The 12,600-nt window shown below is 67.1% G+C and carries 17 protein-coding genes; 16 read left to right on the forward strand and 1 reads right to left on the reverse strand.

From position 1 onward, the window contains the following. The first annotated feature begins 453 nt into the window (after positions 1 to 453). The gene (locus D7V97_RS30130; RefSeq protein ID WP_120614084.1) at positions 454 to 846 is read left to right on the forward strand and encodes a hypothetical protein; all 393 of its coding nucleotides are present in this window, start codon (positions 454 to 456) and stop codon (positions 844 to 846) included. A 35-nt stretch (positions 847 to 881) separates the two neighbouring features. Here the strand turns inward: D7V97_RS30130 and D7V97_RS30135 are convergent, their stop codons facing one another. Beyond that, on the reverse strand, positions 882 to 1,712 hold the full coding sequence (locus tag D7V97_RS30135) for a KilA-N domain-containing protein (protein ID WP_120614085.1): 831 nt from the start codon (positions 1,710 to 1,712) through the stop codon (positions 882 to 884). Between the two features lie 524 nt (positions 1,713 to 2,236). Between D7V97_RS30135 and D7V97_RS30140 the strand changes: the two genes are divergently transcribed. The 15 genes from D7V97_RS30140 to D7V97_RS30205 all read left to right on the forward strand — a co-directional run bounded on the left by D7V97_RS30140 (position 2,237) and on the right by D7V97_RS30205 (position 12,586). Beyond that, complete coding sequence (locus tag D7V97_RS30140) at positions 2,237 to 2,533, forward strand: hypothetical protein (protein WP_120614086.1); 297 nt, start codon at positions 2,237 to 2,239, stop codon at positions 2,531 to 2,533. Between the two features lie 414 nt (positions 2,534 to 2,947). Further along, positions 2,948 to 3,214 (forward strand): hypothetical protein, encoded by a 267-nt coding sequence (locus D7V97_RS44310; protein ID WP_147445030.1) that lies wholly within the window; start codon positions 2,948 to 2,950, stop codon positions 3,212 to 3,214. Positions 3,215 to 3,720: 506 nt separating this feature from the next. Then, positions 3,721 to 4,341 carry a DUF4255 domain-containing protein gene (locus tag D7V97_RS30145; protein WP_120614087.1) on the forward strand — a complete coding sequence of 207 codons (621 nt, stop codon included), beginning with the start codon at positions 3,721 to 3,723 and terminating at the stop codon, positions 4,339 to 4,341. Then, positions 4,338 to 4,655 carry a hypothetical protein gene (locus D7V97_RS30150; protein ID WP_120647949.1) on the forward strand — a complete coding sequence of 106 codons (318 nt, stop codon included), beginning with the start codon at positions 4,338 to 4,340 and terminating at the stop codon, positions 4,653 to 4,655. The genes D7V97_RS30145 and D7V97_RS30150 overlap by 4 nt, the downstream gene beginning before the upstream one ends. Before the next feature lie 59 nt (positions 4,656 to 4,714). Further along, on the forward strand, positions 4,715 to 6,343 hold the full coding sequence (locus tag D7V97_RS30155; RefSeq protein WP_120614089.1) for a phage tail sheath C-terminal domain-containing protein: 1,629 nt from the start codon (positions 4,715 to 4,717) through the stop codon (positions 6,341 to 6,343). 87 nt (positions 6,344 to 6,430) lie between these two features. After that, the gene (locus tag D7V97_RS30160) at positions 6,431 to 6,874 is read left to right on the forward strand and encodes a phage tail protein (RefSeq protein WP_120614090.1); all 444 of its coding nucleotides are present in this window, start codon (positions 6,431 to 6,433) and stop codon (positions 6,872 to 6,874) included. Between the two features lie 28 nt (positions 6,875 to 6,902). Then, the gene (locus tag D7V97_RS30165; protein WP_120614091.1) at positions 6,903 to 7,274 is read left to right on the forward strand and encodes a hypothetical protein; all 372 of its coding nucleotides are present in this window, start codon (positions 6,903 to 6,905) and stop codon (positions 7,272 to 7,274) included. Next, a complete protein-coding gene (locus tag D7V97_RS30170; RefSeq protein ID WP_120614092.1) occupies positions 7,271 to 7,459 on the forward strand; it encodes a DUF6760 family protein in 189 nt (62 codons plus the stop codon). The genes D7V97_RS30165 and D7V97_RS30170 overlap by 4 nt, the downstream gene beginning before the upstream one ends. Before the next feature lie 12 nt (positions 7,460 to 7,471). Continuing rightward, positions 7,472 to 7,954 carry a phage tail protein gene (locus D7V97_RS30175; RefSeq protein ID WP_120614093.1) on the forward strand — a complete coding sequence of 161 codons (483 nt, stop codon included), beginning with the start codon at positions 7,472 to 7,474 and terminating at the stop codon, positions 7,952 to 7,954. A gap of 1,254 nt (positions 7,955 to 9,208) precedes the next feature. Next, positions 9,209 to 9,886, forward strand: coding sequence for a peptidoglycan-binding protein LysM (locus tag D7V97_RS30180; protein ID WP_120614094.1), 678 nt, complete (start codon positions 9,209 to 9,211; stop codon positions 9,884 to 9,886). Continuing rightward, entirely contained in the window at positions 9,883 to 10,902 is a 1,020-nt protein-coding gene (locus D7V97_RS30185; protein WP_120614095.1) for a phage late control D family protein, read from the forward strand. The genes D7V97_RS30180 and D7V97_RS30185 overlap by 4 nt, the downstream gene beginning before the upstream one ends. Further along, complete coding sequence (locus tag D7V97_RS30190) at positions 10,899 to 11,531, forward strand: phage baseplate assembly protein V (RefSeq protein ID WP_120614096.1); 633 nt, start codon at positions 10,899 to 10,901, stop codon at positions 11,529 to 11,531. The genes D7V97_RS30185 and D7V97_RS30190 overlap by 4 nt, the downstream gene beginning before the upstream one ends. Before the next feature lie 13 nt (positions 11,532 to 11,544). Continuing rightward, the gene (locus D7V97_RS30195; protein ID WP_120614097.1) at positions 11,545 to 11,943 is read left to right on the forward strand and encodes a PAAR domain-containing protein; all 399 of its coding nucleotides are present in this window, start codon (positions 11,545 to 11,547) and stop codon (positions 11,941 to 11,943) included. Between the two features lie 2 nt (positions 11,944 to 11,945). Continuing rightward, complete coding sequence (locus D7V97_RS30200; RefSeq protein WP_120614098.1) at positions 11,946 to 12,347, forward strand: GPW/gp25 family protein; 402 nt, start codon at positions 11,946 to 11,948, stop codon at positions 12,345 to 12,347. A 20-nt stretch (positions 12,348 to 12,367) separates the two neighbouring features. Beyond that, positions 12,368 to 12,586 (forward strand): hypothetical protein, encoded by a 219-nt coding sequence (locus tag D7V97_RS30205; RefSeq protein WP_120614099.1) that lies wholly within the window; start codon positions 12,368 to 12,370, stop codon positions 12,584 to 12,586. The last annotated feature ends 14 nt before the right edge of the window (positions 12,587 to 12,600 follow it).

Raw genomic sequence — 12,600 nt, forward strand, 5'->3', positions numbered from 1 at the left:
AGCCGGCTTCCAGCGCTCCACGAGCCACCTCCGTGAGGTGGCGACCTATGCACGCAGCGACCACCCGCGTCGATCGCTCGCGCAAGTATTCGACTTTCCTCGGGCGGAAACCTGATCGGCGCTCTAGGGACTATTCACGGCAGCCTCTTCAGCGGTCAGAAGCTGGCGGCCTTTGCCATCGGCCTCGCGCATGGGAGCTCCGACAAGGCGATCCCGAATCCGACGTCTTGGCTTCAGGATCAGCTCACCCGACTGGGCGCGTAGGCCGCCCTCCGCCTGCCTTGCGGCGTCAGCGAGCCGGGCGGGCTCTACTGAGGGTCCGCCCCGGACGCCCGGGAGAAGAGGAGGCGGTAGGGCCGAGCGGCAGCCTGTGGCGAGCGGTGCAGGCCCTGTCGTACGGTCCTCGTGCCTGCCGACGTCAGCGCAGGCAAGGGGGGCCCTGTGCCAACCGACATGAGCAAGGAAGCGCTTTCGTTCCTCGAAGAGTTCTCTGAGGAAAAACGTCCAGACATTCACGCCCGCCGCGAAGCCGCAGAGAAGCTCTTCAGGGAGATGGTGGCCCTGAATGACCTGGGAAGCCACGGCGTCAGGTTCGTGGAGTCAGTCCCTGGCACCTACATCGCCCATGTCCCATGGCAACGAAGCACTCGAAGTGATGCGAGCATCAGTCTGTCGGGAGATGGGAAAGCGTTTCTCCTCGCGACCAACGACGGCGAGAGGCGAATTGAGTTGCCGTTCTCGCGAGAGAAAGGAACGTTCCTTGGCGACGAGGTTGTAATGCCTGACGGCAAGAAGGAGCGCGAATCGGCCCTGACATCCATCGTCAAGGCGCTGGTGAACCGCTGAACCGTTAAGACTCGACGAGCATGACCCTCGATGCCCTACTCGTCAGCTCTCAGCCAGCGCCAGCAGTTCGCCCTGGGCGGCGGGATGGGCGTCGCGAGGTGGCCGTACTTCTTCGAGAACCACTCCACCCCGGCTGCGGTCACCATCGTCTGGCCGTAGGACTTCGGCTGCTCGCCAGGCTGCTGACGCCTCGGGACGCGCGCCTGGAAGACGAGCAGCCCCTTCTCGCGGAAAAGGGCTCGCGGAACCCATGGACCGCCCTCGAACTCCCGGAACAACACCTTGTCCTGCTTGAGCGCGTTGAAAAAGGTCTGCTGAGGCACTCGCAGGTGGCGCGCCGTCTTCTTCAGTCCCCATAGATCCTTCGTGTCGAGGAAGTCCCTTCCCAGTTCGTAGAGGGGCTGCTGCTCGGCGAGCTGCGCCTGCTGGGCCTCGTTCTCCGCGGCGAGCCGCTTCTTCTCCCTCTCCGCAACGACGAGGGCCTCCAGGGCTTCGAGGTAGTCGCCGGGGAGCGCAGGAATGGCCGGCTGGGGGACATGGCCGGTGGCCACGGCGTCGAAGACACGGATGACCTTCACTCGGAACTCCGCCGACACCCACATCGCGTAGTCGTAGACGAGGTCGCGGCAAACGTAGGTGCCTCCGTTGCGGCCAGCTACGACCTCGACCGGTAAACTCCGGGGATCCCCGGAGTTTAATTCGCGCACCATCTCCTGAGTGCTGGCGAGGCGAAGGAAGTCCGATGGTTGGTGGCGCTTCTCGCCTCCGGCTGCGCGGTGCAGGTCGTTGAGACTGTACCGACCGTGGGCGTCCTGCGTGATGACGACGTCTCCGACCTGGATGCTGCTGGGCTTGCAGCTGCTCATGGACTGTCTCCAGCGGAAAGGCACCCTCCACCGCGGAGCCGAGAACACCGGGTGGAGGGCGGCGCCGGCCGGCCCGAAGGAATGGGCAGGTGGCGACGAAAGTGATGGGAGCGGCCTTCTCGGTGCCGATGGCCCACCAATACCGAGCAGTTCCTCCCCATGTTGCTATTTCCTGCCCGGGGCCTGCGGACCCGCCTCGGGTGCCTGCGCCGTTCACGCCGAACATCCGCCGCACCGTCCAGCGCCTCGCATGGAAGCACGTGGGGTAACTCGCCGCTGCATCCAACGAGGGGGCCGGCAGAGTGGCGATGGCCGTCAGCAACCGACCTTTTCGTGTTTCAGAAATACAATAAGCCCTAAAGAAACCCCAGCAACATCGGGCAGATACGATCACTCAGTCACAAGCATAGATTACTTGCCCCTAATGAGCACGGAAGGGGCGTTGACGGCTATGTCGATGAGCTGTACGACTGCGCTTGCACTGTGTTTAAGGACACGGTGCATCACCCAACCAAGGAAGAACCATGTACTTCGAAGGAAGCCACATTGTTTACGACGACCACGGCAGGCAGATGGTCACGGAGAGGGATATTCTTCGTCGCCACTTCACGGTGCTTGGCCTCAACACCGGCGAATGGATTGAGGAGTGCGGCACCCACTACGCGAAGAAGGACGGGATGCACCTTCTTACGTGGGCTGGCATGAAGGCCGACGCGGCCCTGTCCGGGTTCGTCAACCGCGAGCAGGTGCTCATCGACATCGTGGGAAAGGACGAACCATTGCTGCCCGGATACGAGCGCGAGTCGTTCTGGCGGCACTAGCAAGCCCAGCAGCAAGAGGTGGGTTCTTCGTCGCTCGTGAGCGGAGGAGCGATAGGGAACCGAGCTTCACCTCGTAGGGTGCGATTTCCGGGTAGCCGTACGCACGCATCGCCCCGTGCGCCCCGGGAGGAGCACCGCAGTTCCGACGTCGGCAGCGGCAGGTCGAGCGTCTCGCTCCCGCCGCGCCCGTTCCCCAGAAGTGAGGAGCGCCCTGCCCCCTCCATGACGAAGCTCATGTGGAAGCACGTGGGTGGCGCAGCAACGACACCTCGCATGTCTAAACGGCAGATCTACACGAAGACCGGAGATCGGGCCGAACAGCCGGGTTTTATTTGATGCCTGTCGTTGGGGGTGCCATTCGTTGATGCGGCCGACCGGCTGTCCAGCCCGTTGGCCGCATCCCGAAAGGACGCAATGCCCTACACCCCGGAAGTTGAAGCGATCATCTCGAAACTGAATGCCCGCCGCCCCATGAGCGAACACCAAGCCACCGGATACGAGGTGACCCTCGGGGACCTCGGAGTATGGCTCATCGTCAAGCATACGGACGAGACCCCGGCATGCCGCAACCACCTTGGCGAGGTCCCTTCTCTCGTGCGTGGCAACGGGCCCCATCCAAGTTGTCTGTGCGGCAAGGACCTCATCATCCGCCGAATGGATGCAGGCGATGTGGGCGGCTGAATCTGGACGCGGCTCGCGACGGAGCGTCAGCGCTCCGGGCGGGCTGCACTGACAGGGGCCCTGGCAAGGATGTCGGGCCTTCCGACACCCTTGCCGACCGGCCCGTCTGCACCTTGTCCACGGCAGGCCCGAGTCTCAGGGGATGCGCAAGCGCCCCGGCCCTCCTGACGCCCAACACCCCCGTCTGAACCTTGTCCACGCATACCCCGAACATCCGGGGATGCGAACTCGCCTCGCCTCCATCTTCACCGCCGCGGTCGTCGTTGGCCTCGCCCTCGGCGTGGCTGCCTCACAGGTGCCGCTGGCTGCTTAACCCACCTGTCCACCGAGTCCGGGCAAGCTCACCTCGTGGAGGACCTCGCGCAAGGGTCACGCGGTACTCCTGAATGACCCTGTGAGGCCCCCGGCGCGGGCAGGCAACGCCATCGTCTTCGGGCCAGCGGTCGGGTACGTTCTCCTCCGCTCGACGGCACGCGCCCCGAGGACCGGCAGAGGGAGACTTCGACATGGCGGACGCAGGTGGCACGGTGCTCCGGGACGTCAGCATCAGCCTGGGCGCCTTGATTCGCGCGAACGTCTTCATCGAGAAGCCCGGTGACGTCGACGTCGAGTACCACTCCCCCGCCAACGAGGAGGCCGGCATCCAGGGACGCCGGCCGCTGATCCTCGTCTACCTCTACCGCCTCTCCGACAACGCCTACCTGCGCAACACCCCGGCGACGATCGTCCGCACGAAGAATGGCTTCGTCCGCCGCGCCGCTCCCGCCGTCGTCGACCTGCTGTACCTGATGGTCGCCTACGCGCAGAACGCCGAGCTGGAGCTCATCCTCATCGACCGGCTCAAGCGCCTGTTCTCGGACGTCGCCGTGCTCGAGGGCGACGCGCTCAAGGGCGGCCTGCGCAGCACCGGCAACGACTACCTCACCCTCGTTCCCGACAACCTCAGCCTCAACGAGATCCACCAGCTCTGGGGCAGCTTCCCCAGCAAGCCCTACCGGCTGTCGCTCTTCTACACCGTGAGCCCCGTCAGCATCCCCCGCCTCAACGAGGAGCCGGTGCAGCGCGTCTACGAAGTCACCTCGACCTATCAGGTGCCTGTCGAGCCTGACGAGAAGGCCAAGGAATGACGCGGCCCGTCCGGGAGCGCGTGAGGACCCGATTGTCCGTGGCCATCCAGGTGGTGGGCGCGGTTTCCGGCAGGGTGCTGACCTCCAGGGTCGGGTTCCTCTTCCCCGACCCGGAACAACATTGGGAGCCGCGGCTCACGTCCGACGGCTACCACGTCTTCGTCGGCATTCCCGTGGGCAACCACGTCGTGCGGATCACCGCGCCCGCGCACCAGCCGCTCGACACGGCCTTCACCGTCCCGGAGTCGCCTGACGACTCCAACGCGGTGCTCACGTTCGCGTTGCAGCCCCTGCCTCTTCCCGCGATTCGTTGATCCACGCGGGGGCGCTCCCTATACTCGCGGGTCGACTCACGAAAGGTGGATGCGTGGCCATGGCGTATCAGCACCCGGGCGTCTACATCGAGGAGCTCGCCGGGCCGCAGCAGATCTCCGGAGTCGGCACCAGCACCACCGTCTTCGTGGGGTGGACCGAAGCGGGACCGCTCAACCAGCCGGTGCTCATCGACAGTTGGAACGCGTTCATGCGCGCGTTCGGCAACTTCCTGTGGGGCCACAACGTCCCGTTCGCCGTCTACAACTTCTTCGCCGAGGGCGGCTCGCTCTGCTACGTCGTCCGGGCGGCGCCGAACCCGCCATCGAGCATGACGTCCGCGAGCGTCACCCAGGGCAGCCTCACCGTTCAGGCGTCCTCGCCGGGGCTCTGGGGCAACAAGCTGGCGATCCAGATCCTCAACTACCCCACCGAGAACCCACCCTCGGCGACGCCCAAGCCCATCTTCACCCTGCGCGTCCTCTACGCCGTGCCCACCGGCCCGATGACCATCGTGGACAGCCTGGTGTCGCGCTACGTGGTGAACAACCAGCTCACCACGGTGACCACCAGCAGCAGGAGCTACTGGCTCGTCGAGGAGTACCCCGGCCTCACCGCCGCGGACCTCTCCAAGCCCGACGTGAACGCCCGCAGCGCGCTCGAACAGCGCATCAACAGCCAGTCGCTCTTCATCCGGGCCGCGGTGACGGACATCGCCGGCACCCGCCCCAACAACCTGGTCAACCCCACGTCCCTCCAGGGCGGCGGGGGCGACTCGGTGACGACCCCCGTCGACTATCCGACCGCGCTCGCGTCCCTGAACCCGCGCAACGACATCAACCTCCTCGTGCTCCCGGACACGGGCATGGTGGACGACTACGGCCTCCAGCGGTCGCTCATCCAACAGGCCCTCTCCTACTGCGAGAGCCGCGCGCCCCGCGACCTGTTCCTCATCGCGGACACACCCCTGGGGCTCGGCGTCGAGGAGCTGGTCGCCTTCAAGAGCGGCACCGCGTCCTCCAACGGCATCATCCCCGCCGGCAACGCGCTCAACTCCTCCTACGGCGCCATCTATTGCCCGTGGATGGACTTCTTCAACGGGCTCACGTCGCGCAGCGTGCCCATCCCCCCGTCCGGTGCCGTCGCGGGCACCTACGCGGAGACGGACCGCCGCGTCGGCGTGTTCAAGGCTCCGGCCGGGGTGCTCGACGGGAAGATTGCGTCCGCGGTGGGCCTGACGGCCCTGTTCACGTCGACCGACCAGGACACCCTCAACCCGAACGGCGTCAACGCCATCCGGAACCTGGCCCGCTACGGCATCGTCACCTACGGCGCCCGGACCCTGTCCACCGACACGAGCCTCACGTACATCAGCGTGCGCCGCCTGCTGATCTACATCGAGATCTCCCTCTACTGGGGCATGCAGTGGGTCGTCTTCGAGCCGAACGACCAGAAGCTCTGGGGCTCCGTCAACCGTGACGTCACCCAGTTCCTCACCACGGTGTGGCAGGCGGGAGGACTCTTCGGAGCGAGGCAATCCGAGGCGTTCCTGGTGCAGGTCGACGCCAGCAACAACCCTCCGGAGTCACGCAACCAGGGCATGCTCTTCATCGACATCAGCGTCGCCCCCGTCCGCCCCGCCGAGTTCGTCGTCATCCGCATCCAGCAGGCGACGCTCCCCACCGGCTGAGCCCTGGCGTGACACCTTCCGGGTCCCCGCGACGCGGCGGGGCCCGTCCCCGGGCAGCACACCGAACACCACGAGGCGCACCCCCGAATGGCCACCGAGAGAACGGACCCGTACAAGAGTTTCCGCTTCCGCGTCGAGATCCAGGGCATCCAGGTGGCGGCCTTCTCCAACGCCACCATCCCCGAGGAGTCGATGGACGCGATCGACTACCGCGAGGGCACCGACCCGTACACGCGCAGGCTGTCCGGAATGCCCAAGGTGGGCACGCTGTCGCTGAAGCGCGGCATGTCCAGCTCCCTGGAGCTGTACGAGTGGTGGCTGCTGGTCAGCGAGCTGGGGGCCGGAGCGCCCGGTGGCCGCAAGAACGTCTCCGTCGTCGTCGTGGATGACGCGGGCAACGACGGCGCGCGGTGGGACATGGCCGGCGTGTGGCCGACCAAGTACCAGTCCGGCGATCTCGACGCGAAGGGCGGCGACGTGCTGATCGAGTCGCTGGAACTGGCGCTGGAAACCATCAAGCGCGCGCGCTGAAACGCAAGCGCACCCGAGGAACAGTCGCATGACGGCATTGATCACCGAGTTTCCCTTCACCCTGAAGCTCGGCTACGCCGACGAGGGCGGCGACCTCCACAAGGACGGGACGATGCGCCTGGCGACCGCGGGGGATGAGATCCTCCCGCTGCGCGACCCGCGCGTCCAACAGAACCCCAGCTACCTGTCCGTCATCCTGCTGTCGCGCGTGGTGACGCGGCTGGGCAACCTGCCCATGGTGTCGCCCAAGGTCATCGAGAACCTGTTCGCGGCGGACTTCGCGATGCTCCAGGACCTGTACAACCGCATCAACGAGCGCGGACGCGACACGCTCGACACCGTCTGCCCCAAGTGCAACCACGCCTTCGAAACGGACGTGGAGTCGCACCGGGGCCCTTGAAAGGCTATCCCCTCGACGCCCTGCACGAGGAGATAGCCTTTCTCGCGTACTACCTGCACTGGGACCACGACACGCTGCTCGGACTCGAGCACCGCGACCGGCGGCGGTGGTGCGAAGAGGTCAGCAGGATCAACCGGGAGGTCGGTGGCTCCTCCAAGAAGGAGAAGTCGCTGCTCGACCTGTAGCGAAGGAGCCTCATGGCGGTCATCGGCGGTGGCGTGGCGACCGTGGCGGCATCCCGGCTGGGGATCCGGGACGATCCCTATTTCGGCTACAACTTCCTGGTGGAGATCCAGGGGATGATCGCGGGCGGCTTCAGCGAGGTCTCCGGCATGAGCATCAACACGGAGGTCGACTCGCGGCGCGAGGGTGGCGTCAACACGCACGAGTACAAGCTGCCGGGCCAGACGACCTACGGCAACCTCATCCTCCGCAAGGGCGTGTCCGACCTGGACCTGCTCTGGCATTGGTACCAGGACGTCATCGACGGGAAGATCGTCCGCAGGAACGGCACCCTCTACCTGATGAACCACCTCGGCATTCCGATGAAGTGGTGGAACTTCGTCCGTGCGTACCCCACCGCGTGGGAGGGACCTGAGTTCAATGCAAACTCACCCCAGATCGCCGTCCAGGCCCTCACGCTCGTTCACGAAGGGCTCTTCAATCCCAGGGGCTTCTGACGTGGCCGGACGGGGAAAGGCGCCCGCGAGCTGGCCGGCGATGCTGCGCGCGACCCTGGCCTCCACCCGGGCGATCCTCCTGCGCCACCAGCGCGACGCTTCGTACGGGATGTCGCCCGAACTCGCGCACCTCTACCGGCTCCCGGCTCGCCCGGCTCGGGAGCCCTCGCGCGTCTCCATCACCCGACACCTCGCGCTGACCTTCCGTTTCGTGGGAGGCGAACCGACCGCCACGGTCCGTGCAGGAGCCACCGTCAGGGAACAGAGCGGAAACGGGAGTGCACCGATCCTGGATGCCTCGCGGGTCGCCTCGCGGCTGTGGCCACGGCTCCATCGGGTCGACGGTCCGCGCCCCCTCCTCCTCCTGTCCCGCCCTGCCCTGTCCCCGCGGATGGGACGGCAGGAGCGCGGCGTGAGCGGGCCCCGCGCCCCCTCACTCGCCGACGGGTCGCGGCCACCCGGCCTTCGCCTCGGGTCCGGGACACCCGCGCGGCCCGAGCTGGCCAACACGGGGGCCGGCTTCGCGCGCTCCACGACCGAGGTGACACGCGCGCCGTTCGCGGTGCGCGCGCCACGCCTGGACGTCGCCACCGTGCCTGGGCCCTTCAGGGTCGAAGCGATGACTTCACCTCCTGGGCGTCCTCCCAGGCCCTCACGGGCGCGCGTCTCGCCCATGGGTGGAGGACCCGTCCCGATGGCGCCGCGCGTGCTCACCCAGGTCCACCGTCCACCCCTGTTCGCACGTGCAGCGCGCAGGGAGGCAAACACCGCGCGCCCCGCTGCGTCCTCCCGGGCCATGGCCGGACTGCCACCCCTCCCGCTTGTCTCGCTCCGGCAGGTCGCGGCTCCCGCTTCGGTGGCCGCCCCGAACGCAGACGCCCTCCCCGGCTGGGCTCCGCTGCGGCTCAGCCCCACGCCTGCGCTCGAACATCGGCGCGGTGGAACAGAGGCCCTGCCCGACCGGCCCCGGCTGCGACTCGGCCCTTCGCTTCCGCTCGAACACCGGCGCGAGGCAGCGGGCACGTCCTCCGAACCAAATGCTCCAGGGCCGGTTCGCGGCGCACAGGGCGCGGAGCCTTCCGCGGGAATCCCGGGCCGGGTGTCGGGTCGGCCGGACGCTCCACGCTCGGACACGGTCCGTGAAGCGTTCGACGCGGCTCAGCTCTCCCGCACGGAGGTGCGCAAGCTCGCCGACCGCATCCAGGTGGAGATGAACCGGCGCACCCACGCACGCGATGCCCGAAAGGCACCTCGATGACCCTGCGCAAGGCCATCATCCAGAACCTCGACTCCCGCGAGCAGATCGAGGTGATGTACAACCCCGTCGAGTACACGAGCAGCACGCAGCTCGTCACCTCGCGCGTGGGCTCGACGCTCCAGTTCCAGCGGATGGAGAGCCCCAGCTTCAGCGTCAACCTGTTCTTCGACACCTACGAACAGGGCACCGACGTGCGCAACCTCACCCGACGCCTCGTCGCCTTCCAGGAACCGACGGTCGGCTCCAAGGAACCGCGCGAACCTCCGACGTGCCTCTTCAGTTGGGGCGGCTTCCAGTACACGGGCGTCATCCGCAAGATCGACCAGCGCTTCACCATGTTCCTGCCGTCCGGAGCGCCGGTCCGCGCCGAACTCTCCGTGACGTTCGAACAGGTGCTGACGCCCCGTCAGGCCATCGAGAACGCGGGGCTCGACAACTGCCGCAAGCTGCACATCGTCAGCCAGGGAGACCGGCTGGATCTCATCGCCTTCCGCGAGCTGGGCGACGCGAGCGCCTGGCCCCGGATCGCCAGCCTCAATGGCATCGTGGATCCGCTGAACTTCCCCTCCCAGGCGCAGATTGGCACCGCCCTCATCATCCCGGACCAGGGCGAGTCGCCGGAGCCACGCTCGGCATCGCAAGCCGGACGGCTCGACCGGCCGAGGGCGTCGTGATCCAGCTCAGGCTCGCCGGCGCGGCCCTGCCCGACAGCATGCTCGCGTCACTGCGCAGGGCGGAGGTCGAACAGGAGCTGAACCTCCCGTCCACCTGCGTCGTGGAGATCGGCAGCGTCGACTTCACCCAGGGCGACTGGCAGGGCATCGACCTGTCGCTGGCCCGCCTCGGCGCGGCCATCGAGCTGTCCTTCGGCGCGGGCGACTCGCCGCTGTTCACCGGCGAGGTGGGGGAAATCCTCGCGGACTTCGGCAACGAGAGCACCGTCGAGTTTCGCGGCTTCGACGCCCTGTACAAGCTCCAGTTCGGGACCGCGCAAGTGGTCTACGAGGGCCAGAGCGATCCGGCCATGGCGATCCGCATCGCGAAGAGAAACGGGCTGGAGCCCGCCGTCGACGAATCCTCCGTGAAGTACCCCTACGTGCTCCAGGCCAACCAGAGCGACTTCGCCTTCCTGGCCTCGCGCGCGGCCCGCCTCCACTACGAGTTCTTCGTCACCGGCAGCACGCTCCATTTCCGGCGCAGCCGGGCCGGTGAGTCCGCGGTGGTGACGCTCCAGTGGAAGGAGCAGATCATCGAGCTGTCGGTACGGCTCCGGGCCGTCAAGCAGGGCTCCAGCGTGCAGGCCGTGGGCTGGGATCCGAAGAACAAGCGCGCCATCGTGGCGAACGTGAACTCCGGCCCCGCGACCCTCCGCATGGGCGGCAAGGAGACCGGCTACCAGCTCTCCACGGAGATTGCGCCCTCGCCCGTGTCGGGCATGGATCCGGAGATCGTCGACCCCGAGGCGGCGCGCGCCGTGGCGGAAGCGGCGTACGTGGCGGGACTCGACGACTTCATCGAAGCGGAGGCGGTGCTCGTGGGAGAGCCGCGCATCCAGCCCGGGGTCAACGTGCGGCTCGCCGGCATTGGCAGCCGCCTCAGCGGCCCCTACTACGTGACCGCCGCGAAGCACCTGTACTCGCAGGACGGCGGCTACCGCACGCAATGCGTGCTTCGAAGGACGGGTGCATGAACGGTTCCTCGGATGACGGTCCTGGCAACGAGCGCGCCATGCCGGGCGTGGTGGTGGGGCTCGTGGATCAGACCACCGGCGACCCGGAGCAGCTTGGCCGCATCCGGGTGCGCTACCCGTGGCTCAACAACACGGTGCTCTCCAACTGGTGCCGCGTGGCCTCCTTCTTCGCGGGCGACGGCGTGGGGGCCTACTTCCTTCCGGCCAAGGGGGACGAGGTGCTCATCGCCTTCGAGGCGGGGAACATCAACGTGCCCTACGTCATCGGCGCGCTGTGGAACGGCAAGGACCAGCCCCCCGTCACGGGCCAGGAGAAGCAGCAGGACATCCGGATGATCAAGACGCGCGGCGGCAGCACCATCCGCATCGACGACACGAAGGGTGCCGAGCAGATCGAGATCGTCGACATCAGCGGCGACCGGATCCTGTTCGACGCCAAGAAGAAGAGCGTGTCCGTCACCGTCACCGGCAGCATCGAGCTTTCGGCCGGTGCGGGCAGCATCAAGCTGAGCGCCGCGCAGATCGAAATCGACGCCACCAGCTCCCTCAAGCTCAACGGCCCGAAAGAGGTCTCCATCGACTCGGGTGGCCCCGTCAGCGTGAAGGGTTCGACGATCCGGCTGAACTGAAAGGAGCACCGGCATGGCATCCCCCGCGGCGAAGCAAGGCGATCGCATCCAGGCCATGGACCACCACGTCGTGCTCGTTCCCTCCGCGACCGGGACGACGCCGGTGACCCAGACACTCCCCTTCAACGGCATCATCGACGGAGCGCTGTGTCAGAGCGTGAAGGTGCAGGGGCGGAGCGCCGCGGTCGTGGGCTCGGTGGCGACGAACACACCGCACCACGTGCCCATGGGCGGCACCTTCGCAGTGGAGCCCAGCAACAAAGGGCTCATCGTCACGGGCAGCGCCACGGTCTTCTTCGGCGGCCATCCGGCGGCGCGGTCGTCGGATCTCGCGGTGACCTGCAATGATCCCCCGGCGCCCCTGCCCACCGGAACCGTGGTCGCGGAGAGCACCGTCCTCATCGGAGGTTGAACATGGCGGAAGGCGTGAAGGACTTCCTGGGTACGGGCTGGGCGTTTCCCGTGGAGCTCCAGGGCGGAAAGGTGCGGGTGGTGAGCGCGGAGGTCGACGTGCGTCAGGCCATCGAGCTCATCCTGGGCACGTCCTTCGGGGAGCGGGTGATGGAGCCGGAGTTCGGCTGCGCCCTGCAGGAGCTGGTCTTCAGCGCGCAGAACACGTCCAACCAGCAGCTCGCGTCCTACTACGTGCGTCAGGCGCTGGAGCGCTGGGAGCCGCGCATCCGCGTGGAGGACGTGCGCGCGACCTCTTCGGTGGACAAGCCAGAGGTACTCCTCATCTCCATCGACTATGTTATCCGCTCGCGCAACCAGCGGCACAACCTCGTGTACCCGTTCTACGTCAGCCCGCCCCGCTAGTTCGTGCAAGGAGCCCCGTGGTGAAAGAGTACGTGGAGCAGCGGCTCGTGGAGCTGCGCGGTGAGCTGGACCTGGGACAGAAGCAGCTCGCGTTGCTGGAGGCCCGGGGCGCCGAACTGAAGAACACCCTGCTGCGCATCAGCGGCGCCATCCAGGTCCTCGAGGACGTGGTGGCCCAAGCGCAGCGCGCCACCCCGTCGAACGGTCACGCCCCTCCGGAGCCTCCGCCCGCGCGCTGACGGCCGCCCCGCAT

Origin of the sequence: Corallococcus sp. CA053C (assembly GCF_003611675.1) — a bacterium.
Classification (GTDB): Bacteria; Myxococcota; Myxococcia; order Myxococcales; family Myxococcaceae; genus Corallococcus.